The organism is Methylobacterium sp. C33D, from assembly GCF_053345825.1.
Genome location: NZ_JBKFAV010000062.1, coordinates 1 through 22,447, shown reverse-complemented (window position 1 = coordinate 22,447; position 22,447 = coordinate 1). Strand labels below are relative to the sequence as shown.

General features: G+C 71.9%; 26 protein-coding genes and 1 rRNA gene. 12 read left to right on the top strand and 15 right to left on the bottom strand.

The genetic code is table 11. The features are described 5' to 3' along the window. A partial coding sequence (locus ACLBXO_RS29940) for a 1-deoxy-D-xylulose-5-phosphate synthase N-terminal domain-containing protein (protein WP_447687676.1) occupies positions 1–169 on the bottom strand: 169 nt, incomplete at its 3' end. A gap of 235 nt (positions 170–404) precedes the next feature. Here ACLBXO_RS29940 and ACLBXO_RS29935 point away from each other — a divergent pair. The 4 genes from ACLBXO_RS29935 to ettA all read left to right on the top strand — a co-directional run bounded on the left by ACLBXO_RS29935 (position 405) and on the right by ettA (position 3,673). Then, complete coding sequence (locus ACLBXO_RS29935; RefSeq protein ID WP_447687675.1) at positions 405–626, top strand: hypothetical protein; 222 nt, start codon at positions 405–407, stop codon at positions 624–626. Further along, entirely contained in the window at positions 617–1,507 is an 891-nt protein-coding gene (locus tag ACLBXO_RS29930; protein ID WP_447687674.1) for a DNA/RNA non-specific endonuclease, read from the top strand. The genes ACLBXO_RS29935 and ACLBXO_RS29930 overlap by 10 nt, the downstream gene beginning before the upstream one ends. 9 nt (positions 1,508–1,516) lie before the next feature. Next, positions 1,517–1,837 (top strand): hypothetical protein, encoded by a 321-nt coding sequence (locus ACLBXO_RS29925; RefSeq protein WP_447687673.1) that lies wholly within the window; start codon positions 1,517–1,519, stop codon positions 1,835–1,837. A gap of 183 nt (positions 1,838–2,020) precedes the next feature. Then, positions 2,021–3,673: an energy-dependent translational throttle protein EttA gene (gene ettA, locus ACLBXO_RS29920; protein ID WP_331316990.1), complete on the top strand. Its 1,653-nt coding sequence runs from the start codon at positions 2,021–2,023 to the stop codon at positions 3,671–3,673. A gap of 123 nt (positions 3,674–3,796) precedes the next feature. Here ettA and ACLBXO_RS29915 read toward each other — a convergent pair whose 3' ends face one another. Beyond that, positions 3,797–4,744 carry an NAD-dependent epimerase/dehydratase family protein gene (locus ACLBXO_RS29915; protein WP_331316989.1) on the bottom strand — a complete coding sequence of 316 codons (948 nt, stop codon included), beginning with the start codon at positions 4,742–4,744 and terminating at the stop codon, positions 3,797–3,799. Between the two features lie 286 nt (positions 4,745–5,030). Here ACLBXO_RS29915 and ACLBXO_RS29910 point away from each other — a divergent pair, with 286 nt between their 5' ends. Both ACLBXO_RS29910 and ACLBXO_RS29905 read left to right on the top strand, forming a co-directional pair. Next, positions 5,031–6,224, top strand: a complete 1,194-nt coding sequence (locus ACLBXO_RS29910) for an OpgC family protein (protein ID WP_447687672.1) — start codon at positions 5,031–5,033, stop codon at positions 6,222–6,224. A gap of 16 nt (positions 6,225–6,240) precedes the next feature. Then, on the top strand, positions 6,241–6,414 hold the full coding sequence (locus ACLBXO_RS29905; protein WP_447687671.1) for a DUF2256 domain-containing protein: 174 nt from the start codon (positions 6,241–6,243) through the stop codon (positions 6,412–6,414). Here ACLBXO_RS29905 and ACLBXO_RS29900 read toward each other — a convergent pair. The 4 genes from ACLBXO_RS29900 to ACLBXO_RS29885 are packed head-to-tail and all read right to left on the bottom strand — an operon-like array spanning position 6,348 to position 9,079. Beyond that, on the bottom strand, positions 6,348–7,013 hold the full coding sequence (locus ACLBXO_RS29900) for a nucleotidyltransferase family protein (protein WP_447687670.1): 666 nt from the start codon (positions 7,011–7,013) through the stop codon (positions 6,348–6,350). The genes ACLBXO_RS29905 and ACLBXO_RS29900 overlap by 67 nt on opposite strands. Beyond that, the gene (locus tag ACLBXO_RS29895; protein ID WP_447687669.1) at positions 7,006–8,058 is read right to left on the bottom strand and encodes a molybdopterin-binding protein; all 1,053 of its coding nucleotides are present in this window, start codon (positions 8,056–8,058) and stop codon (positions 7,006–7,008) included. Before ACLBXO_RS29895 ends, ACLBXO_RS29900 begins: the two co-directional genes overlap by 8 nt. After that, positions 8,055–8,756: an XdhC family protein gene (locus ACLBXO_RS29890; protein WP_331316985.1), complete on the bottom strand. Its 702-nt coding sequence runs from the start codon at positions 8,754–8,756 to the stop codon at positions 8,055–8,057. Before ACLBXO_RS29890 ends, ACLBXO_RS29895 begins: the two co-directional genes overlap by 4 nt. Then, positions 8,756–9,079: an XdhC family protein gene (locus ACLBXO_RS29885; RefSeq protein ID WP_012320410.1), complete on the bottom strand. Its 324-nt coding sequence runs from the start codon at positions 9,077–9,079 to the stop codon at positions 8,756–8,758. Before ACLBXO_RS29885 ends, ACLBXO_RS29890 begins: the two co-directional genes overlap by 1 nt. 309 nt (positions 9,080–9,388) lie before the next feature. Here ACLBXO_RS29885 and ACLBXO_RS29880 point away from each other — a divergent pair, with 309 nt between their 5' ends. After that, on the top strand, positions 9,389–10,783 hold the full coding sequence (locus tag ACLBXO_RS29880) for an ATP-binding protein (RefSeq protein WP_447687668.1): 1,395 nt from the start codon (positions 9,389–9,391) through the stop codon (positions 10,781–10,783). Between the two features lie 43 nt (positions 10,784–10,826). Here ACLBXO_RS29880 and ACLBXO_RS29875 read toward each other — a convergent pair whose 3' ends face one another. Continuing rightward, positions 10,827–11,132 carry a hypothetical protein gene (locus tag ACLBXO_RS29875; RefSeq protein ID WP_331316980.1) on the bottom strand — a complete coding sequence of 102 codons (306 nt, stop codon included), beginning with the start codon at positions 11,130–11,132 and terminating at the stop codon, positions 10,827–10,829. 178 nt (positions 11,133–11,310) lie between these two features. Between ACLBXO_RS29875 and ACLBXO_RS29870 the strand changes: the two genes are divergently transcribed. Further along, the gene (locus ACLBXO_RS29870; RefSeq protein ID WP_026605443.1) at positions 11,311–11,502 is read left to right on the top strand and encodes a hypothetical protein; all 192 of its coding nucleotides are present in this window, start codon (positions 11,311–11,313) and stop codon (positions 11,500–11,502) included. A 23-nt stretch (positions 11,503–11,525) separates the two neighbouring features. Then, positions 11,526–12,707 (top strand): pyridoxal phosphate-dependent aminotransferase, encoded by a 1,182-nt coding sequence (locus tag ACLBXO_RS29865; RefSeq protein WP_447687667.1) that lies wholly within the window; start codon positions 11,526–11,528, stop codon positions 12,705–12,707. A 189-nt stretch (positions 12,708–12,896) separates the two neighbouring features. Here the strand turns inward: ACLBXO_RS29865 and ACLBXO_RS29860 are convergent, their stop codons facing one another. The 3 genes from ACLBXO_RS29860 to ACLBXO_RS29850 form a co-directional block, all read right to left on the bottom strand. Then, on the bottom strand, positions 12,897–13,961 hold the full coding sequence (locus ACLBXO_RS29860) for an esterase (RefSeq protein WP_447687666.1): 1,065 nt from the start codon (positions 13,959–13,961) through the stop codon (positions 12,897–12,899). A gap of 108 nt (positions 13,962–14,069) precedes the next feature. After that, positions 14,070–14,582, bottom strand: a complete 513-nt coding sequence (locus tag ACLBXO_RS29855; protein ID WP_447687665.1) for a DUF533 domain-containing protein — start codon at positions 14,580–14,582, stop codon at positions 14,070–14,072. 67 nt (positions 14,583–14,649) lie between these two features. Further along, positions 14,650–14,985, bottom strand: a complete 336-nt coding sequence (locus tag ACLBXO_RS29850) for a hypothetical protein (protein WP_331316973.1) — start codon at positions 14,983–14,985, stop codon at positions 14,650–14,652. A 249-nt stretch (positions 14,986–15,234) separates the two neighbouring features. Between ACLBXO_RS29850 and ACLBXO_RS29845 the strand changes: the two genes are divergently transcribed. Continuing rightward, a complete protein-coding gene (locus ACLBXO_RS29845; protein WP_447687664.1) occupies positions 15,235–16,119 on the top strand; it encodes a transglutaminase-like domain-containing protein in 885 nt (294 codons plus the stop codon). 10 nt (positions 16,120–16,129) lie between these two features. Here the strand turns inward: ACLBXO_RS29845 and ACLBXO_RS29840 are convergent, their stop codons facing one another. Beyond that, entirely contained in the window at positions 16,130–17,158 is a 1,029-nt protein-coding gene (locus tag ACLBXO_RS29840) for an alpha/beta hydrolase (RefSeq protein ID WP_447687663.1), read from the bottom strand. A gap of 190 nt (positions 17,159–17,348) precedes the next feature. Here ACLBXO_RS29840 and meaB point away from each other — a divergent pair, with 190 nt between their 5' ends. Both meaB and ACLBXO_RS29830 read left to right on the top strand, forming a co-directional pair. Further along, on the top strand, positions 17,349–18,335 hold the full coding sequence (gene meaB, locus ACLBXO_RS29835) for a methylmalonyl Co-A mutase-associated GTPase MeaB (protein ID WP_331316968.1): 987 nt from the start codon (positions 17,349–17,351) through the stop codon (positions 18,333–18,335). A 144-nt stretch (positions 18,336–18,479) separates the two neighbouring features. Beyond that, entirely contained in the window at positions 18,480–18,857 is a 378-nt protein-coding gene (locus tag ACLBXO_RS29830) for a CsbD family protein (RefSeq protein ID WP_331316966.1), read from the top strand. Between the two features lie 73 nt (positions 18,858–18,930). On the opposite strand, the gene ACLBXO_RS29825 is transcribed toward ACLBXO_RS29830, so the two are convergent. From ACLBXO_RS29825 to rrf, 4 genes are all read right to left on the bottom strand, one after another. Continuing rightward, positions 18,931–19,716: a 3-hydroxybutyrate dehydrogenase gene (locus ACLBXO_RS29825; RefSeq protein WP_331316964.1), complete on the bottom strand. Its 786-nt coding sequence runs from the start codon at positions 19,714–19,716 to the stop codon at positions 18,931–18,933. A gap of 74 nt (positions 19,717–19,790) precedes the next feature. Further along, positions 19,791–21,299 (bottom strand): sensor histidine kinase, encoded by a 1,509-nt coding sequence (locus ACLBXO_RS29820; protein ID WP_447687662.1) that lies wholly within the window; start codon positions 21,297–21,299, stop codon positions 19,791–19,793. Further along, complete coding sequence (locus tag ACLBXO_RS29815) at positions 21,296–21,991, bottom strand: response regulator transcription factor (RefSeq protein ID WP_331316961.1); 696 nt, start codon at positions 21,989–21,991, stop codon at positions 21,296–21,298. The genes ACLBXO_RS29820 and ACLBXO_RS29815 overlap by 4 nt, the downstream gene beginning before the upstream one ends. Positions 21,992–22,364: 373 nt before the next feature. Beyond that, positions 22,365–22,447: ribosomal RNA gene (gene rrf, locus ACLBXO_RS29810) — 5S ribosomal RNA — on the bottom strand; the annotation flags it as partial.

Genomic DNA, 22,447 nt, shown 5'->3' with positions numbered 1-22,447 from the left:
GCCCCGAGCCGAGATGGCCGCCGGTGATCGAGACCGCGTCGATCATCTCGGCGCGCACCGCGTCCGCCACCGCCTGAAGCTCCGACTCCGGAAGACGCCGCAGCGCCGACGGGGACGGAACGCGGTCCAGCAACGCCGATTGCTCAGGGGAGAGTGCCAATGCTCGCATCCGTTCGTTCGAGTATGGCGACGGCTCCGTCACGGGCCCTCGGCAACCGCGACGCCAGCAGCCCGGGGACACGCGTTCATGCTAGAACCCGCCCGTCCGTCGCTGTCATGATAGTGCCAGTTACGGACGAACGGCGGCGCGATCAATGTCGGGCCGACGTTTTTTTCAGTCACGTGCCCTTAACGCCACAAGAGGTTCGCCTTTGAATCCGGCTCGTCTGTGCACAATCCTGCTCATGTTCGCGATTACGGGGAGCGGCCAAGCTTACGCCCAGCGGCGGCCGCCGGACGGCAATCTCGACTTCCTCTGCAACTTCCTCGGCGACTGCCCGGCGCGGGTCGCGCCGGGCAGTCCCGATCGCGATGCCCGCCCGTTCGGCAGCAGCCTCGGCCGGCCCTGCGCGTGGCGGGCCCGCCCGACCCCGGAGGGCATCCGCCGGGTCCGTGTATGCTGGTGATGCGGGCACCGGCGCTCGCCGCCGCGGTCCTGACCCTCACGCTGGGCGCCCTCCCGGTCCGCGCCCAGGATTCCTGTCCGGCCCTGTTCGCCGACGGGCAGACGCCCGTCCTCACGAATCCGAAGCTCGCCGTCCGCGCGGTCCCGCTGTGCTTCGAGGCCTTCGCGGTCCTGCATTCCGGCGTGACGCGCACGCCGCTCTACGCCGCCGAGCACCTCACCCGCGCCAGCGTCGCGGCGGCCCGGGCGGTCGCCCGCGACGATTCCTTCCACGAGGAGACGCGCCTGCCGGAGGATCAGCGCGCCGCGCTGGAGGATTACGTCCGCAGCGGGTTCGACCGGGGCCATCTCGCGCCGGCCGGGGACATGCCGACACTCGCCGCCCAGGCCGAGTCGTTCAGCCTCGCCAACATCGTGCCGCAGAACCGCGTCCTGAACCGGGGGCTGTGGGCGGATGTCGAGGAGAGCACCCGACGCTTGGCCACCCGACGGGGCGCGCTGTTCGTCGTCACCGGGGTGATCTTCGCGGGCGACGCGGTGCAGCAGATCAAGGGCGGCGTGCTCGTCCCGACGCAGCTGTTCAAGGCCGTGTACGACCCGGTCCGCGGCGAGGCGGGCGCCTACCTCGCCCGGAACGACGATTCGAAGGACTGGCGCGCCCTGTCGATCGACGATCTCCGCCGGGAATCCGGAATCGACGTCTTTCCCGGCCTGCCGCCCGCGGCCCGGGCGACAGCGATGGGCCTGCCGGATCCCCAGGCCTCCGCCCGCGCGGAGGAGCGCCGCCCCCGGCACGAGCAGACTTGGCAGGACTGGCTCGAGCGCGAACTCACCCGCGCCCTGCGCAAGCTCGTCCGCGACTTCCTGCGCACGTTCTTCTGAGAGGACCCGATGCCCGAGGACAAGCGACGCGCCCGGTCCAAGACGGGGCGCCCGGACAGCGAGAACTCGGACACCGAGGGCTTCGCGCCGTTCGCCGACGATGCCGGGGTGCGCTCCGTCGGCGCCCTGAGCTTCGAGAACGGCACGGACCGGATCGCCCTGCACGGCTCGATCGACCTGACCCGCGACCGGACCGGCCTGGAGCAGGCCAGGCTGCTCCGGGAGACGCTGGACGCGATCGTGAAGGCCCTGGAGGCGTCCGACCTGCCGGACGCCGTGGCGGAGGCGCCGGACGCGCCGCCGCGATCGGTCAAGAACCCCTTCGCGTGAGCGTTCCGGCCCCCGCCCCGGGCCGGCCCGTCCTTGCCGCGTCCCGGCGGGCCTGATACTCGGAGAGGGTCATTCCTATATCGTAGGGACGCGCGTCCAGGACGGGTGCTGAGGCCCGGTGCCTGACCCGTGCCGCTGGCACGATCCGCGCGGTCCCGAACAACGCGCCGAGGACGATCCGCGATGGCTCGCGAATTCATCTACCACATGCGGGGCCTGACCAAGGCCTATACCGGCGGCAAGAAGGTCCTGGATAGCGTCAACCTGTCCTTCTATCCGGACGCCAAGATCGGCGTCCTGGGCATCAACGGCGCCGGCAAGTCGACCCTGCTGAAGATCATGGCGGGGATCGACAAGGAGTTCACCGGCGACGGCTGGGTCGCGCAGGGCGCGCGCGTCGGCTACCTGCCGCAGGAGCCCCAGCTCGACCCGAACAAGACCGTCCGCGAGAACGTGATGGAGGGCGTGGCCGAGAAGCAGGCCATGCTCGACCGCTACAACGAGCTCGCCATGAACTACTCGGAGGAGACCGCCGACGAGATGACCGAGCTCCAGGACCGGATCGAGTCGCTGGGTCTCTGGGAACTCGATTCGAAGGTCGACCAGGCCATGGAGGCCCTGGGCTGCCCGAGCGACGAGCAGCCGGTCGCCACCCTGTCGGGCGGCGAGCGCCGCCGCATCGCGCTCTGCCGCCTGCTCCTGTGGGAGCCGGAGCTGCTGCTGCTCGACGAGCCGACCAACCACCTCGACGCCGAGACGGTGAACTGGCTGGAGGGCCACCTGCGCCAGTACCCGGGCGCGATCCTGATCGTGACCCACGACCGCTACTTCCTCGACAACGTCACGAGCTGGATCCTGGAGCTCGATCGCGGCAAGGGCATCCCGTACGAGGGCAACTACTCGGCCTGGCTCGTCCAGAAGCAGAAGCGCCTGGAGCAGGAGGGCCGCGAGGACATGGCGCGGCAGCGCTCCATCGCCCGCGAGCAGGAGTGGATCGCCGCCTCCCCGAAGGCGCGCCAGTCCAAGTCGAAGGCCCGCATCACCCGCTACGAGGAGCTGGTCGCGAAGCAGAACAACAAGGTCGACGCCGCCGCGCAGATCGTCATCCCGATCGACGAGCGGCTCGGCAACAACGTCATCGAGTTCGAGCACCTCAGCAAGGCGTTCGGCGACCGGCTGCTGATCGAGGATCTGTCGTTCAAGCTGCCCCCGGGCGGCATCGTCGGGGTGATCGGCCCGAACGGGGCCGGCAAGACCACCCTGTTCAAGATGATCACCGGCCAGGAGAAGCCGGACAGCGGCAAGATCGAGGTCGGCGAGACGGTGAAGCTCGGCTACGTCGACCAGTCGCGCGACGCCCTCGACCCGAACGCCACGGTCTGGCAGGAGGTCTCGGGCGGCAACGACATCATCTATTTCAACAAGCGCGAGATCAACTCGCGCGCCTACTGCGCGGCCTTCGCGTTCAAGGGGCCCGACCAGCAGAAGAAGGTCGGCACCCTCTCGGGCGGTGAGCGCAACCGGGTGCACCTCGCCCGGACCCTGAAGGGCGGCGCCAACGTGCTGCTCCTCGACGAGCCGACCAACGACCTCGACATGGAGACCCTGCGCGCCCTCGAGGACGCGCTGGAGGATTACGCCGGCTGCGCGGTCATCATCAGCCACGATCGCTGGTTCCTGAACCGCATCGCCACGCACATCCTGGCCTTCGAGGGCGACAGCCACGTCGAGTGGTTCGAGGGCAACTTCTCCGACTACGAGGCCGACAAGGTCCGCCGTCTCGGGGCGGATTCGATCATGCCGAAGAAGATCAAGTACAAGCGCTTCTCGCGCTGAGAACGGTCGCCGGCTCCGGGGCGCCGCGGGCGATCCCGGAGCCGGGCGCGTGCGCCTCGCCGTCCGTGCCGGATCGCGGCTGCCGGAACTATCGGTGGCGCGACCGGCCTGCGCGGCCGAAGGTTATCCGAGGCGCGCTCGTGCCTCCGCCAGGATCGTCGACAGGCTCTGCGCGAGCGGGATGGTCGGCGCCCATCCGGTGGCGGCCCCGAAGGCCGCGGGGTCGCAGCCCTCGCTGCGCACCCCCGCCGGGCGGACCCGTCCGGGCGCGACGCTCAGGTCGAACCGCGCGTCCGTCATGCCGCGCAGCGTCTCCAGGATGTCGGACACCGGCGTCACGACACCCGACCCCACGTTGAAGATGCAGCCATCCGCCAGGTCGTCGATCCGCGCGATCACGCGCAGGCACGCCGCGGTGAAGTCGGCCACGTCGAAGAAGTCGCGCCCCGCCGAGAGGTCGCCGACCTCCAGGCTCGGCGGCGCCAGCCCCCGCTCGATGCGGGCGATCTGACCGGCGAAGGAGGCGACCACGAAGGTCTCGCTCTGCCCGGCCCCGATATAGTTCGACGGCCGCAGGACGAGATGCTTGATCCGGGCATTCGCCAGCACGTCGCGAAGGATGTACTCGCAGGCGTTCTTGGTCCGGCCCGAGATCGTGTCGGGGCGCGGCGTGACGCTCTCGTCGGGGCGCGCGCAGGCGCGGAACACCTCGCCGTAGACGACGGTGGAACTGACGAAGACCAGGGCCGCGCGGGTCCGCGCCACCGCCTCGGCGAGGTTGAGGGTGCCGAGCAGGTCCGCCCGCCACGCGTAGGACGGCGTCTCGCTCGCCTGCGCCACCGAGGCCAGGGCCGCGAGGTGGAACACGCAGGTCGGATCGAAGGCCGCGACCGTCTCGGCGAGGTCGCGCGCGTCGAACGGGTCCACGACCTTCAGCGTCGCGCCGTCGAGGGGCGGAAGCGGGTTCCGGTCGAGGCCGAGGATGCGGCTGCCCGGGGGCAGGTCCCGGCGCAGCGCCTCGAGCAGGCGACGGCCGAGGTAGTCTCCCGCTCCGGTGACGAGGACGCGCATGTCCCTTGCCCTCAAACCTGCCTCGAACGCCGCGGTGCGCCCCGTCCCGGCGCGGGCGCCGGAAACCGGGGTCGTCGGCCGCGTCTATACCGGGTCCCTTCCGGACGCGAGGGGTGGTGCGGCCGACGGCCGGCGCGGCGGACGGATCATCGGCGCGACCCCGCCGTTGTGCACATCCGAACAAAGGCACGTGATCGGCGGCGCCCCGGGCGGCCGGCGCGCTATTGTTGCACCGCGGCCCCGGCCGCTCCGCCTCCGGACGGAGAGCGCCACGGTGATGGGCTGAGTGACGCGCCTCGACGATCTCGAAAGGCCCGGCGCCGCGGGACCGCGGTCGCTCCCCGCACCGCCCGCGGAGGCACGGCCCGCGAAGCCCGTGCGCGACGCGCGGGTCGACGTGGTGCGCGGCCTCGCGCTCCTGACGATCTTCATCGACCACATCCCGCGCAACGCTCCGGCCCTGCTGACGCTGCACAATTTCGGGTTCTCGGACGCGGCCGAGATCTTCGTGCTGCTGGCAGGCTACTCGTCGATGATCGCCTACGGCGGGTTGTTCCGTCGCGCCGGGATCCGAACGGCGCTCGCGCGCATCGCCAAGCGCTGCCTGCGCATCTACCTGTTCCAGGCCGGGCTGCTGCTCGCGACCCTGGTCATCGTCCGGATCTGGATGGACCTCACCGGCCTGACGCCGCGGTTCGGCGTCGCGCCCCTGCTGCAGATGGGTCTCCTGCCGGGCCTGCTGCGCGGCCTCGCGCTGAACGCGCTGCCCAACTACCTCGACATCCTCCCGCTCTACATCCTGCTGCTGGCGCTGTTCCCGCTGATTTATGTCGGGATCCGGCGCGGGATCTGGGGCGTGCTGGGCCTCTCGGGCGCCGTCTGGCTCGCCGCCAACGTCGATCACCAGCTGAACCTCCCGAACGCCGCGGCGGTGGATGACGGGTGGTACTTCAACCCGTTCGCGTGGCAGTTCCTGTTCGTGATCGGGGCAGCGCTCGCGGTCACCGTCCGCGCCCATGACGGTATGCTGCCGCGCCGGGGATGGGCCGCTGCGGCGGCCGCGGCCTACCTCGTCTTCGCCTTCCTGCAGGGCGGGTCCTGGGCGGAGTGGGGGCTTCCGGACATCCGGCCCCTGGCGATCGGCCCGCCCGACAAGAGCCATGTCGCGCCCCTGCGCCTGATCAACATGCTGGCGCTGGCCTACCTGCTGTTCAGCGCGCCCGCCGTGGCCCGCGCGAGCCGGTGGCGTCGGCTGCGCCTCATCGACGCCTGCGGGCGGCACTCGCTGGAGATCTTCGCCGCCGGGTGCCTCGCGGCGCTGATCGGCCGCATCCTCTACCGGACCTTCGACCCCACTTGGCCGCTGCAGGTCGCGGTCAACGTCGGGGGGATCGCGGCCATGCTCGGCCTGGCCCACGTCCTGGACGCGCGCCCGCGCCGGGCGGCCGGGCCCGGCCCCGACGCGCGCCGGCCCGGATAGGCCGGGAGGAGCGACGATGCCGCCGATGCGCCGCAAGGGCGATCTGCCGGAGAAGATCTGCGCCCAGTGCGGCCGCCCGTTCGCGTGGCGCAGAAAGTGGGAGCGCGTCTGGGACGAGGTCCGCTACTGCTCGGATCGGTGCCGGGCCGAGGCCAAGGCCGCGCGGGGGCGCGGCGAAGCGCGGGGCTGATCGCCCAGCGCGGCCAGCGCGTCCGGCGTGTCGACGTCGAGGGCGGTGGCCGGGTCGCCCGGGATCTCCAGCACGTCCGGCCGCCCCTTCAGGAGCGGCCCGGCCCCGTGGTCTCCGGCGAGGCGGGCGATGTCCGGACCGAGGCGGCGCAGGTTGAGCAGCACCGGGTTCCCGCGCCGGCCGTCCTGCACCGGGACCACCGCCGCCGGCGGCTCCGCGGCGCCCGCGGAGGCGCCCGCGAAGGCCTCCGCGAGGCGGTCGAGATGCGCGGCGGTGACGAGCGGCATGTCGCCCAGCACCACGATGGCGGCCGCGCAGGTGGCGGGCAGCGCCGCGAGACCGGCGCGCAGCGAGCTCGCGAGGCCGGAGCGGTAGTCCGGATTGTCGACGCGGACGAGGTCGAGCCCCGCCAGCGCGTCGCGGACCACCGCCGCGTGCGCGCCGAGCACGGCGACCACCGGCCGGGGCCGGGCGCCGAGGGCCGCCTCCGCGGCGTGACGGACCAGGGGCCGGCCGTCGAGGGGCGCGAGCAGCTTCGGCGCGGCGCCGAACCGGCTGCCGAGGCCCGCGGCGAGCAGGACCGTGCCGACCTCAGGCACGCCGATCCTCCAACGCCGGATCCGGCTCGTCCTCCGCGGCCGCACCGCCGGCGCGGGGCTGCGGGCGCGACACGATCTCCATCAGCAGGCCGCCCACACCCAGCGCGACGATGTCGGCCCGGGAAACGGTCAGGTCCGCCAGCAGGCGGTGGAGGATCCAGTCGAAGCCGTTCTCCTTGGGCGAGCGGGCGCAGCCCGGCGCGCCGATCACCGGCACGCCGCCGCGGGCGCCGACGAGGAGCAGGTTGCCGGGGTCGACCGGCATGCCGAGATGGTCGACCCGGCCGCCCGCCGCCGCGATCCCGGCCGGGATGACGTCGCGCCGGTCGGCGATCGCCGAGGCGCCGAACACCACCACGAGGTCGGCCCCGGCCCGATCGATCATCTCCGCCAGGGACGCCGCCACGGACGCGGCGGCGTGCGGAACCCGGGTCTCGGCGACGAGAGCGGCGCCGGCGGGCGCCAGACGGTCGGCCAGGGCCCGGAGGGTCTTGTCGATCGTGGTCTCCTTGAGGCTCGGCAGGCGCGTCGAGACCACCGCCACCCGGCGGCGGCGATACGGCGCCACCGCGAGGACGTCGCCCTCGGCGGCCGCGCAGGCCCTGGCCAGCACGGCGCCCGGCACCGCGTAGGGGATGATCTTCACCGTGGCGACCATCTCCCCCGCGACCACCGGCCGGAAGCGCGGCAGCGTCGCCACCGTCACCGCCTCGTCCACGGCGTTAACCGCGTCGATCCGGGCCGGATCGAGGGTGAGCACGCCCGCCGTCTCGGCGAACAGGTTGCTGCGCCCGGTGAAGGGCGCCTCGACGCACAGGTTCGGACCGCGCAGGCGCGCCGCGAGCCGCGCCGCGGCGGCGTCCTCGCCGACGTCGCCGGGCTCGAGCGTGGCCACCACGATCTCCGACAGGCCGGCCCGCGCGAGGCCGGCGGCGGCCTCCTCGGCGATGACGGCGCCCTTGCGCAGGGTGATGTCGGCGCCCCGCACCGTGTGCGCGCTGATCAGACCGGCCGCTTCCGCGACCGGGACCGTCCCGAACCTCACGCGACCTCCGGACGGGGCACGCGGCGCAGGGCGGCGACGATCTCGGCGAGCACCGCCAGGGCGATCTCGGCCGGGCTCACCGCACCGATGGGCAGGCCGATCGGCGCGCGGATCCGGCCGATCTGCGCGGGCGTGAAGCCGGCCTCGGTGAGCCGCGCGACGCGCGCCGCGTGGGTCTTCCGCGAGCCGAGGGCGCCCACGTAGAAGCACTCGGCGGTCAGCGCCGCCCTCAGCGCGGGGTCGTCGATCTTGGGATCGTGGGTCAGGGCCGCGAGGGCGCAGTAGCGGTCGAGCACCGGCACGCTGGTCCCGAGGGCGGCGTCCGGCCACGCGGCGACCAGCGCGGTGCCCGGGAAGCGCTCGGGGGTCGCGAAGGCGGTGCGCGGGTCGATCACCGTGAGGGCGAGGTCCAGCCCCGCCGCCATCGGCGCCATGGCCTGCGAGATGTGGACGGCGCCGACGACCACGAGCCGCACCGGCGGAACCTGCACGGTGAGGAACAGGGTCCGCCCGTCCGCCTCCACGAGGCCGCTCTTGCCGGAGGCGAGGTGCTTCGCCAGGACGTCGGCGAGGGGATCGGCGGCGATCGCGTCCTCGCCGACGAGGCGCTGCGCGCCGTCGGCGATGTCGGTGATGAGGATCGCGGCGCGGCGCGCGGCCCGCGCGTCGTTGAGCGCCGCCAGGACGTCGCCGCGCATCAGTCGACCCGCTCGACGAAGACCCGGATCCGGCCGCCGCAGGACAGGCCGGCGCGCCACGCGGTCTCGTCCGCGACGCCGAACTCGAGGACCCGCGGCGCGCCGGCCTCGATCACCTCGATGGCCTCGGTGATCACCGCGCCCTCGACGCAGCCGCCGGAGACGGAGCCCAGGAAATTGCCGTCGCCGTCGACCACGAGGTGGCTGCCCACCGGTCGCGGGGCCGAGCCCCAGGTCTCGATCACGGTGGCCAGCGCCACGGCGCGGCCGTCGCGCCGCCAGGACTGGGCGGCGGAGAGGATGTCTGTGTCGGTGCTGAGCATGGCCTCGTGGACTTTCGGCCGGCGGGCGCCCCCCGCCCCTCACAGGTATGGCCCGCGTGCCGCCGTGCAAGTCGTCCCGTGCCGGCGAGGATCGCGTGGCGCCTTGGGCGATCCCTCGGGCGATCCCCTGGCCGATCCCTCGGGCGATCCCCTGGCCGATCCCTTGGCCGATCCCTTGGCCGATCCCGACGCGGATGCGATAACGCGCCGGCTTCCCGCGCCCGCCCGAGCCATGTTTGCCGCCGTTGACCGGAGCACCCGCCGACCGACCCGCCGCCGCTCCCGCGGGCCGGACGGGCGCGCGACCGCATGAACGCCCCTGACCCCGCCCTCGCCCGGGCGCTCCGGAAGGGCTCGCCGCGCCCGGGCCCGCGCCGCCTGTGGAAGCGCGTCAGCCGGGCGATCGGCGACGTCCTGCCGAAAGGCCTCTACGCCCGCTCGCTCATCATCATCATCGCGCCGGTGGTGCTGCTCCAGTCGGTGATCGCCTACACGTTCATGGAGCGGCACTGGCAGCTCGTGACCAAGCGCCTCTCGGCGGCGGTCACGGCGGACGTCGCCGCGCTGATCGACATCTACGAGAGCTACCCGCAGGACAAGGATGCCGAGACCCTCTCGCGCATCGCCGGGGAGCGGCTGAACCTCGACCTCGACATCCTCAAGGGCGCCAAGCTACCGCCCCCGGGCCCGCGCCCGTTCTTCTCGATCCTCGACGAGGCCCTGTCCGACGAGATCAAGCGCCAGATCCGTAGGCCCTTCTGGATCGACACGGTCGGCCGCTCGAACCTGATCGAGATCCGCGTGGCGATCCCCGACGGGGTGATGCGCATCACCGCCCGGCGCAGCCAGGCCTACGCGTCGAACTCGCACATCTTCCTCGTCTGGATGATCGGCTCGTCGCTGGTGCTGCTCGGCGTCGCGATCCTGTTCCTGCGCAACCAGATCAAGCCGATCCTGCGGCTCGCCGCCGTGGCGGAGGGCTTCGGCAAGGGGCGGGAGATCGAGTTCCGGCCCCGCGGCGCCCGCGAGGTGCGTCAGGCCGGCCACGCCTTCATCGAGATGAAGCGGCGCATCGAGCGGGCCATGGAGCAGCGCACCACGATGCTCAACGGCGTCAGCCACGACCTGCGCACCATCCTGACCCGCTTCCGCCTGTCCCTGGCGCTGATCGAGCAGACCGAGGAGATCGAGGATCTCAGCCGCGACGTCGACGAGATGAGCCGGATGCTGGAGGGCTACCTCGCCTTCGCGCGGGGCGATTCGGCCGAGCCCGCGGCGCCCACCGACATGCGCGCCCTGCTGGAGGACCTGCGGACCGACGTCGAGCGACTCGGCGCCCACGTCTCCGCGGTCGATCTCGCCGGCGCGCCCCAGGTCACGGTGCGGCCCGGCGCCTTCCGGCGCTGCCTGTTCAACCTCGCGGCCAACGCCGTCCGCTACGGCGAGACGGTAGCGATCTCCGGCCGGCTGGAGGCGCGGACCTTCCTCGTCTCGATCGACGATGACGGGCCCGGCATCCCGGCGGAGAGCCGCGAGGACGTGTTCAAGCCGTTCGTACGGCTCGACGACGCCCGCCAGGATGCCGGCGGCTCCGGGCTGGGCCTGTCGATCGCCCGGGACATCGCCCGCGCCCACGGCGGGGACATCACCCTGCACGACAGCCCGCTGGGCGGCCTGCGGGCCACGGTGCGGGTCCCCGCCTGAGGCGGATCACGCGGGTCGGCGCGGGTCGGATCGGGGATCCGGCTCAGGTATCGGCCGGCCGGCGCAGGCGCAGGAACTCGGCCTGCACGTTGCGGATCAGGTGATCGATGCTCGCCTCGTCGAGGGCGGCGCTCGTCAGCCGGGCGCGCAGGCCGGCCTCGCCGTTCCAGGCGTAGCCGGCCTCGAACGGCAGGTGACGCCGCAGGAGCGGGCTCACGACCGACTCGCGCCGGTAGGCGGGATGTCGCAGCAGCCGCCCGATATGGAGCGCCAGCGTCTCGACGCTGGAGGATCTGGAGCCTGAACTCCCCGCTCCCTTGCCTTTCGAATCGACCGATGCCCAACGCATACGTGTCCGCCCTCCCGGAGACGCCACTGTTGCGCGAAATGATTGCGCATCCATGAGCGTTCGGGCGAGCCGGCGAAAAACTGCAGCTCGCGGGGTCCCAACCTTCGCGGCACGGTGATATGCAGGGGCGCTTTCCCAGGGCCGCGGTCAGCCGCGCGCCGGATCCCGAGTGCCGAACATGAACCCGCTCGTCCCGCTCTTCGCCCTCATCTCGCTGCCGCTCGCGGCTATCGGTCTCGTGCTCTACACCGACGAGGGCATCAACCCGGACCTGTTCTACGCCTCCGTGAAGACCTTCGTGATCCTGGGCGCGATCGCCGCGGCGATGTCGTTCGGCGCGATGAAGCTCTCGGAGCGGTCCAAGCACTGACGTCCCACCGCCCGGAGGGCGCGATGCTGCACGTGGTCCCGGCCTTCTCGCGCATCGGCGAGGAGAACGCCTTCGCGGTGCTGGCGCGGGCCCAGGCCCTCGCCGCGCAGGGGCGGGACGTGATCAACCTCGGCATCGGCCAGCCGGACATGCCGACGCCCGCCCACGTGGTCGAGGCGGGCATCAAGGCGCTGCGCGACGGACACCACGGCTACACGCCGGCTGTCGGCATCCCGCAGCTCCGCGAGTCGGTGGCCCGCGACATCCACCGCCGCCACGGCGTCGAGGTCTCGCCGGATTCCGTGATGATCGTGCCGGGCGGCAAGGTCACCATGTTCATGGCGATCCTGATGTTCGGCGCGCCCGGGACCGAGATCCTGTATCCGGATCCGGGGTTCCCGATCTACCGCTCGATGATCGAGTTCACCGGCGCGACGCCGGTCCCGGTGCCGATCCGCGAAGAGAACGGCTTCGCCTTCTCGGCGGCCGAGACCCTGGCGCTGATCACGCCGAAGACGCGGCTGCTGATCGTCAACTCGCCCGCCAACCCCACCGGCGGCGTGACGCCGAAAGCCGAGATCGACGCCCTGGTGAAGGGCCTCGCCGAGCACCCCGACGTCGCGGTGCTGTCGGACGAGATCTACGGCACCATGACGTACGACGGCGAGACCCACCACTCGCTGCTGGCCTATCCCGAGATCCGCGACCGGCTGGTCTACCTCGACGGCGCGTCCAAGACCTACGCGATGACCGGCTGGCGGCTCGGCTGGTCGGTCTGGCCGAAGCCGCTCTACGACGCGGCGCGCAAGCTCGCCGTCAACGCGCATTCCTGCGTCAACGCGGCGACGCAGTGGGCCGGCATCGCGGCGCTCGACGGCCCGCAGGATTGCGTGGCCGAGATGGTCGCCGAATTCGACCGGCGCCGGGCGATCGTGGTCGAAGGGCTGAACGCCCTGCCGGACGTCTCCTGCATCGTGCCCAAGGGCGCGTTCTACGCCTTCCCGAACATCGCCCGGACCGGCTGGAAGGCGAAGGCCCTCGCCTCGACCCTCCTGGAGGAAGCGGGCGTGGCGGTGATCGGCGGTCCGGATTTCGGCGTCCACGGCGAGGGCTATCTCCGCCTGTCCTACGCCAATTCGGCCGAGAACATCCGGCGGGCGCTGGAGCGGATGGGCACGTTCCTCAGCGCGCACAGGCCGGGCTGAGACCGCACGCCGTCGCCGACCCCGGCAGGGACGTCGGCATCCGCGCCGCCGTCCTCGCGCGCGGCGAAGCGATCCAGTCGGCGCGACGCCGCCGAGGCCGAGCAGCCCTGGGTCACTTCGCGCGCGTGATGACGGTGGCGGGTGTGGCGACCGGGACGTGAGGACGGATACCGGTTCGATCGGCCCGCCTCAGGACTTGCCGGGCGCCCGCTTGTCGATCCAGCCGACCAGCCAGTCGGCGATATCGAGGCTGTTCTTGTCCTGCATCAGCATGTGCGAATTGCCGTGGATGCCGATCTCCGGCAGCAGGATCAGCTCCGCCTTGCCCCCCGCGGCGTTGGCGGCCGCCACGAAGCTGCGGCACTGCTTGAGCCGCGGCGCCCAGCGGGGCGAGGCGTCGACGTAGTCGCCGAACAGGACGAGGATCGGCAGGTCCTTGTAGGGCGCTAGGTCGTCCTTGGCCGGGTCCGGGCAGGCGGCCGGCTCGATGGCCACGATGGCGCGCAGGCCGGTCCGATCGAGGGCAGCAGTCTGGAACGGGTAGATCCCCGACTGCGAGTGCGAGATCAGCACCGCGCCCTTGAGCCGCTTGGCGAGCTCCGACAGAGCCGGCACGGTCGGGTTCGGCACCGGCAGGGCGGCCGACCAGTCCGGGACCATCTGCTTCCAGAACTCGCCCTGCGCCTCCAGGGGGAACTGCATGCCGGGGAACACCTTCGGGTATTCCGGCCCGAACCGGAAGATCGCCCAGGCCGGCTCGCGCCCGGCCGAGAAGACGGCCGGAAGAGAATTCGGATCGGCCCGTCCCAGCTTCACGGCGTTGATCTGGGCCGGGCTCGCCGCCGAGCGGCCGCGCCAGGCCTGATCGATCACGTAAGTCGGGAAACCGCGCCGGACGAGGTACTCGTCCCAGCCCATGCGCCCGTCGGGCGTCGTCTCCCAGGTCTTGCCCGTGAGGCAGCAGCCGTGGATCAGGACCAGCGGCGGCCGTCCGGCATTCACCGGGATCTGATAGCGGACATAGATCTGGTCGACGCTGATCGTGCCCGACGGCGCGTACGCCGGCAGCGTCGAGAGCGTGTCGGACTGGACGTCGCGGCCGCCGACGAAGAAGCTGCCCTGCTCGGCGATGGTCAGCGGGCCGGCGGCCGGGTCGGCCGCGCGCGCGGAGCCGCCGGCGATCAGCATGGCCGCGACCAGCGCGCAGGCCCGCCGCCGGGCGCGCGCGAGCGCGGGCACTGACAGTCCTGCCATGAAATGTCCCGTCCTCCCGCGAACGGATCGCCCGGACCCGTCGTCGCGGCGAAGCCTAGCACGAAGCTCGGCCGCCTGGGGAGATCCGCCCATCGGACAGGTTGCCGGTCAGGCCGCGATGTCGCGCTCGACTCGCTCGGTCGCCTCCGCGGGCAGATCGAGGGCCTTGGCCAGCATCTTCAGGAACTGGCGCTCCTGGAGCGTGTCGGGGTCGATCGCGAGCCGCGCCGCCGCGTAGATCCGGGCCGCCGCATCGGGGGTCGCGACCCGCTCGGCGATCGCGTCGACGTCGGCGGGGTCCGCGAGCTCGCGATCGAGCCAGGACCGCCCGTCGGGATCGAGGCCGGCCTCGGCCACGGCGGCGTCGAGGCGCTTGCGCTCCGCGGCATCGACCATCCCGTCGGCGATCGTGGCCGCCACCATGGCCCGCAGCATCAGCCGGGCCTCGTCCTCGTCGACCGTGGTGAAGTCCGGGCCTCCGGCCTCGGGCGGCGGCGCCCCGCGCAGCGCCCGGTAGGCGAGACCACCGATCAGCGCCAACCCGCCGAGGGCGGCACCGGCGGCGAGGCCGTTGCGCCTCGAACGCACGAGCGCGTCGACGATCCGTCTGCTGTCAGCCATGCCATCCTCCCGGGACCCGATCCAACGGATCGGAAACCGCCCGGGAGGCGCTCGGGTTCAGCCGCGCTCAGGCGTCAGCTTCGTCCTCGTCCTCGTCGATATCCACCAGGAAGACGATGTCGGCCTCGTCCTCGTCGTCCGAATCGGACCCGGTGTGCCGCGGATCGTCGACGAAATCACCCTCGCCGTCGTCCTCGGCCAGCGCGTCCTCGAAGATCTCGACCTCGTCCTCCGTGGCGGCCCGGACCTTGAGCGCCGACGTGCCGTTCCAGAGCGGCTTCCCGCCGGTCGTCATGGTCCGGATGTCTTCCTTGAAGCCGTCACAGGTGAAGAGGTCCTTGGCGGACGCCTCGTCGCTGTTGATCACCGCAACGGCGGTGCCGTCGATCTCGAGCGTGAACATGGCCGGCATCCCTCTCGTAACCGTCCTCAGGCGCTCCCGCTCAGCGGGCTGGCGCACGGGTGCGACGCGCTGCCCCGGGAAGAAACGCTTCGGTCTCGTCCGGCGGCCGCGAGCGCCGCGCGGGGATGCTGTAGGGGTGAAGCGGACGGCCGCCAAGCCCGTCCCGGCCCGACCCGCACGATTCGGCGCGGCACGGATCCTGCGCCCATCGGGGCGGGCACAGTCTCGAACACGAAGGATCACCCGCGCATGCGGATCAGGCTCGGCTGCGAGATGCGCTACGCCTTCCCCTACCCCGTGCCCATGGTGGTGATGCTCAACGTGCATCCCTCCAGGGCGTCCGACCTGGAGGCGCCCGACGTGCTCCGGACCGATCCGCCCGTTCCGGTGGCGATCTACCGCGACGGTTTCGGCAACCAGTGCGGCCGCCTGACCGCGCCGGCCGGCAACTTCACCGTCGGGACCGACGCCGTGATCCGCGACAGCGGGATGCCCGATCCGGCACACCCGGAAGCGGCGCAGCACGCGGTCGAGGAGCTGCCAGCCGAGACGATCGTGTTCCTGCTGCCCAGCCGGTACTGCGAATCGGATCTTCTGGCGGACGAGGCGTGGCGTCTCTTCGGCCATACCGAGCCCGGCTGGGCCCGGGTGCGGGCGGTCTGCGACTTCGTGCACGCCCACATCGCGTTCGGCTACGAGTTCGCCCATCGCGACCGAACGGCTATGGACGCCTACGCGGGCGGCCGCGGCGTCTGCCGGGACTTCACCCACCTGGCGGTCGCGTTCTGCCGCGCCCTCAACGTCCCGACCCGGTACTGCACCGGCTACATCAGCTTCATCGGCGAGCCCGAGCCGCACCCGGCCGGCGACTTCGCGGCCTGGATGGAGGTCTATCTGGGCGGCACCTGGCACGTGTTCGACCCGCGCAACAACAGCCCGCGGATCGGACGGGTCATGGTCGCGTACGGCCGGGACGCCGCGGACGTGCCGCTGACCCACACGTTCGGACCGAATCCCCTGGTGGGCTTCCGGGTCTGGGCCGACCGGATCGACCACCTGGACGCCTCCGGCGACGCGCCGGTCCTGCCGGAAGAACCCCTGCCGCCGCAGAGCATGGCGACCCGGACCGGGTGAGTGCCGCGCGTCAGACGCCGGCGCCGCGGGCGATGGCGCGCTTGACCACGCCCTGGACGTCCGGGTTCGAGAGGAACAGGTCGTGGTTGATCAGGCCGCCGCCGTAATCGGAGGCGTCGGCGACGCGCACCCCGAGTGCCTCGAGCTTGGCGCGATCGGCGGCGCCGGCGCGCACGCCCCCCGCCAGCGCGGCCGAGAGTTCGAGCGCCCGGTCGTTCGTGGAGGAGATCACGGTGATTTTCGAGACGTCGGGTCCCATGCGGGCGACACCGTTGGAGAACAGGTCGAAGTCGATGTCGGGGGCGGCCAGAACCACGGCGCCGATCCGCGACATCGCCGCCTCGCCGGCCTCGGCGCGGAGCATGCGCAGGGTCTCGAGGGTCAGGAGCGTGCCCATGGAGTGCGCGACGATGTTGATGCGGCCGCCGCTCGGCGAGGCGGCGAGCGCCTTCAGCAGGTCCTCGAACGCGTCGCGCGACCAGAGGGCGCTCTCGCGATCGTAATTGTAGTCGAGGGTCGCGGCCGCCGACGGCCACGTGAACAGGCCGGAGACTCCGCGGAACCGGATCCCGTCCGACAGACGGGCGGCGCTGACCGCGGCCGATTCGAACGACTCGCGGTAGCCGTGGACGTAGATCAGCACGTCGCGTCCGAGGGCCGCCTGGGCGAAGGCCTCGGCGGCGCCCGGTCCGGATTCGGATTTCGGAACCGCGCCGATGGTCCAGTCGCCGGTGATGACGGACGAGACCTTGCCGAGCAGCGAGCGGTCGGGCGGCGACAGGCGCACCTCGGCGAAGCTCAGGCCACGGCCGCGGTCGCTGCTGAAATACGGAGGCCGGGGCGGGTGCCCAACGGGCTTGCGCGTCGTGGCGACCAGCAGCACCGGCATGACGTCGAGGGCCGACTGCTTCTCGGGCAGGGCCGCGCCGGTCCCGAGGTCGTCGGTGACGCAGGCGCCGAGCGACGGGGCGAGACCCGCGGCGCCCGCGAGCGCTCCGAAGCGAAGAAGGATGCGGCGTGAGACGATCTGGCTCGACATGATCCGGTTACGCTCGGGCGGGACGCCTTCCGTTGCCCAGGATCGTGACCATCGCGGGGCACGACCGCCGCAACACGGCGTGAATAGCGGGCACGGCCGGGCTTGTGGTGGGCGGGACACAGGCCGGCGATCCCCCGACCCCGATGCTCTCCCCCTCGACTGCGGCCGTCGCCGCGGCCATGAAGAGAGCATGACGCCGTCCATCGACATCGAGAGTCTCCGCGAGCGGCTGCTGCGCGGCGACCGCGCCGCTCTGGCCCGGGCCATCACGCTGGCGGAGTCCAAGCGCGCCGATCACCGGGCGCTGGCGGCGAGCCTGATCGACTCGGTCCTGCCCGAGACCGGCCGGGCGATCCGCGTCGGCATCACGGGCGTCCCCGGCGTCGGCAAGTCGACCACCATCGACGCCCTCGGCTCGAACCTGACGGAGGCCGGTCACAGGGTGGCGGTGCTCGCGGTCGACCCGTCCTCCTCCCGGACCGGCGGCTCGATCCTGGGCGACAAGACCCGGATGGCGCGGCTGTCGCACGACCCCAAGGCCTTCATCCGCCCCTCCCCCTCCTCCGGCACGCTCGGCGGCGTCGCGGCCAAGACACGCGAGACCATGCTGCTCTGCGAGGCCGCGGGCTTCGACGTGATCCTCGTCGAGACGGTCGGCGTCGGCCAGTCGGAGACGGCGGTGGCCGACCTGACCGACTTCTTCCTCGTACTGATGCTGCCCGGGGCGGGCGACGAGCTGCAGGGCATCAAGAAGGGCATCCTCGAGCTCGCCGACATGATCGCGGTCAACAAGGCCGATGCGGGAGAGGCCGAGCAGCGCGCCAACGCGGCGGCCTCGGAATACCGGGCGGCGCTGCACATCCTGACCCCGGCCTCCGCCACCTGGACGCCGCCGGTGGTCACGATTTCGGGCTTCCACAACCTGCGCCTCGACGCATTGTGGGCGAAGATCGTCGAGCATCGGGAGAAGCTCACGGCGACCGGCGAGATCCAGGCGAAGCGCCGGACCCAGGACGTGAAGTGGATGTGGGCGCTGGTGGACGAGCGCCTGCACCAGCGCCTCGTCGGCTCCCCGGAAGTCCGTCGCCGCACGGCGGAGGCGGAGGCCGGCGTCGCCCGGGGCGAGACGTCCCCGGCCGCCGGCGCGGCGGCCATCGCGGAGCTGATCGGGCTCTGACCCGCTCCGCCGCCGTGATCGCGGGTCGAGGCGCACAATTTCGTGGCGATCGGGGGCACAAACGCCATCTCGCGCGTTCGGTGGACGACGGCGTAACGAGCGGCGCCCCAGTCGCGGCGCCGCGCTCACGTCCAGGAGAGTGCCATGGTGGATACGGATCGGATCGTCGGCGGCGCCAAGGAGGCCGTCGGCAAGGTTCAGGGCGCGGCCGGCGACTTCGTCGGATCGAACCGGGACTCTGTCGAGGGGCGGTTCCGCGAGGCGCAGGGCCAGGCGCAGAACGTCTACGGCCAGGTCAAGGACAAGGCCCGGGACATCGCCGACCGCGCCGGCGACTACGCGAGCGACGCCTACGAGCGCGCCGGCGACGTGGCGGAGGACGTCTACGAGCGGGGCGGCTCGTACCTGCGCGACGGTCGCACCGCCGTCGGCGCCCGGGTGGAGGAGAATCCCCTGGTCGCGCTCCTGATCGCGGGCGCGGTCGGGTACGGCATCGCGCTGCTGATCCACGGCCGCCGCTGACCGGCAGCGGCCCCGCCCGTGCCCGGGCGGGGCCCTCGCGGCGTCGGCCCATCCCGCCGGCGGGGCGGTCGCGCTACTGCGCCGTCCAGCCACCGTCCATGCTGATATTGGCGCCGGTGATCTGGCTGGCCGCGTCGGAGCACAGGAACACCGCCAGCGCGGCCACCTGATCGACGGTGACGAACTCCTTCGTCGGCTGCGCCTTCAGCATCACGTCCTCGATCACCTGCTCCTTGGTGAGGCCGCGGGCCTTCATGGTGTCGGGGATCTGCGCTTCCACCAGCGGCGTCCAGACGTAGCCGGGCGAGATGCAGTTCACCGTGATCCTGTGCGGCGCCAGTTCCAGGGCCGCCGTCTTGCTCAGGCCCGCGATCCCGTGCTTGGCCGCCACGTAGGCCGACTTGAACGGCGAGGCCACCAGGGAGTGGGCCGAGGCCGTGTTGATGATCCGCCCCCAGCCCCGCGCCTTCATCCCGGGGATCGCCGCGTGCATCGTGTGGAAGGCCGAGGACAGGTTGATGGCGATGATCTGCTCCCACTTCTCCGCGGGAAATTCCTCGATCGGCGAGACGAACTGGATGCCGGCGTTGTTGACCAGCACGTCGACCGCCCCGAAGGCCTCCTCCGCCTCGCGCACCATGGCGGCGATCGCGTCGGGCCTGCTCATGTCGGCGGCCGAGTAGCGAGCCTTGACCCCGTAGGTGCTCTCGATCCCCGACCGAGCCTCCTCGATGGCCTGCGCGTCCCCGAATCCGTTGAGCACGACGTTGGCCCCTTCGCCCGCGAGGGCGCGCGCGATCGCGAGCCCGATGCCGCTCGTCGAGCCGGTCACGAGGGCTGTCTTGGTCTTGAGGGTCATGGGGCCTCCTGGAACGCGGGCGCGCCGCTGTTCGGACGCGATCGCGGCGCAATCACGGTGGGACAGGTCGCGACCTAAGTAGCGCGGGACAGCGATCCCGGCACAGGGTCGCCCGATGGCGGAGCGGGCAGGATGTCACCGGCGGCCGCCTGCGCCTGCGCCGCGGCCGGAAACTCGATCTCGACCCGGAGCCCGGGACCGTTGTCGGAGAGCCGCAGGGCCCCGTGATGCAGGCGGACCACCGCATTGACGAGGCTGAGCCCCAGGCCGAAGCCCGGTCGCGACCGGGCATCCTCCAGACGCACGAACCGGCCGAGCACGCGGGCCCGCTCCGCCTCGGGAATGCCAGGGCCGTGGTCGGAGACGGCCAGGCGGACCGTGTCCGCCTCGCGCCACGCCTCCAGAGTCACGATGGCCTCCGCCCCGGCGGAGACCGCGCCGTATTTCAGGGCGTTGTCGATCAAGTTGGCCAGGGCCTGCCCGATCAGTTCCCGGTTGCCGGCGATGATCAGGTCGCCCTGCGCGCGCACCGCCAGGGTCAGACCCTGGTCCTCAGCGAGTGCGTCGTACAGTTCGCCGACACCCCGCACCGTGTGGCCGACATCCAGCGGCGCGAGGATCTCCCGGGCACTCCCGGCCTCGAGCCGCGCGATCATCAGGAGGGCGTTGAACACCCGGATCAGCCCGTCGCCCTCGTCGATCACGGCCTCCAGCGCCGCGCGCAGCTCCTCCTGTGTCGAGGCGCGGCGCAGGGCCTCGTCGGCGCGGTTGCGCAGGCGGGTCAGCGGCGTCTTCAGGTCGTGCGCGATGTTGTCGGAGACCTCCCGCATCCCGCGCATCAGCTCGCCGATCCGCTCCAGCATCTGGTTGAGACTCGACGCGAGGCGATCGAGCTCGTCGCCGTTCCCGGCCACGTGGAGCCGGCCGTCGAGGTCGCCCGCCATGATCGCCCGCGTGGTCTGCGTCATGGCGTCGACCCGGCGCAGCACCCGGCTCGCCGCCAGCCAGCCGCCGATCACCCCGAGGAGCACGACGGCGGCGAGCGACGTGACGAAGGCGCGCCCGATCACCGCCCGCAGGCGGTCGCGCTCCTCGGTATCGCGCCCGACCAGCAGGCGGAACCCGCCCGGCAGCGTGAAGACCCGCACGATCGCCTGATGTGCCTGGGAATCCGAATCGTTGCGGCCGTAGCGCGTCTCGCTCTGGCCGGGCGTCGCCAGCACAGCGGCCGGCACGTAGCCGACATTGCCGACGACGTGGTCGCCGCCGGCCGTGGTCACGAGGTAGAGCGAGGCCCCGGGCTCGCGCGACCGCCGCTCCACCACCGAAATCAGCCGCCGCAGGCCACCGGCATTGTACTGCTCCGACAGGCCGTTGATCTCCGCGTCGATCGTGGAGACGATCTGGTCGTCGAGCACCGCGCGGGCGTTCCATGCGACGTAGCCGAGCGCCAGGAAGGCGCAGAGGGCGAAGATCGCGAGGTAGGCCAGCGACAGCTTGAACGCGGTGGTGCGGAACAGCTTCTGGAAACGCGCCGCCGCGGTCTCGCGGGCGACCGGCGCGTCGGTCCAAACCTCGCTCACCCGGCCGCGCCCTCGTCGATGCGCAGCACGTAGCCCGCTCCCCGGACCGTGTGGATGATCGGCGACGGGAAGCCCTTGTCGAGCTTGCTGCGCAGGCGCGAGACGTGAACGTCGATGACGTTGGTCTGCGGGTCGAAGTGGTAGTCCCACACGTGTTCGAGCAGCATGGTGCGGGTCACGACCTGCCCGGCGTGCCGCATCAGGTACTCGAGGAGGCGGAACTCGCGCGGCTGCAGCGGGATCTCGCGGCCGGCCCGGGTCACCCGATGCGACAGCCGGTCGAGCTCGAGGTCGCCGATCCGGTAGCGGGTCTCCTCCGCGGCGCCGGATCCGGCCTGCCGCCGGGCCAGCGCCTCGGTACGGGCCAGGAGCTCGGAGAACGCGTAGGGCTTCGGAAGGTAATCGTCGCCGCCGGCGCGCAGGCCCTTCACCCGGTCGTCGACCTGCCCGAGCGCCGACAGGATTAGGGTCGGCGTCGCGACGTTCTGCTCGCGCAATGACCGGATCAGCGACAGTCCGTCGAGCTTCGGCAGCATCCTGTCGACGATCAGCACGTCGTAGTCGCCCTCCCGGGCGAGGGCGTACCCGTCGAGGCCGTCATGCGCGCTGTCGGCGACGTGCCCGGTCTCGCGGAACGCCTTGACGAGATAGGCCGCCGCCTCCCGGTCGTCCTCGATGATGAGCAGTCGCATGGCCCCGTTCCATAGCGCGCCGCGCTGGTCGGGGGAACGTATCCCCATCAACATGGTCAAGCCGCTCCCCTCCCCTCTCGGGATGAACGGGCCGAGGCCGCGGACCTCGACCCGTCCCGAAGCGGGGCGCGGGAGACTCGGAGGGCGCGAGTTCCGTCACCGGCTTCGTCCGCGCGGGCGATGGCCCGCGTGCGGTCGGAGGATGATGGCGCGGAAGCGATTACGGGATGGTCGCGGGAAGATGACTTCGCGGTAAGGCAGCTGCAGAGGAACCGCCAACAGCGAAACGCCGACGGGCCGCTCTCGGAGAGAGCGGCCCGTCGGCGTCGCGGATCGGTGTACGTGGTGAGGGGCTGTTGCTTGCGATGTGCGGGTCTGGCGGCGACCGACTCTCCCGTGTCTTGAGACACAGTACCATGGGCGCTGGCGTGTTTAACGGCCGAGTTCGAGATGGGA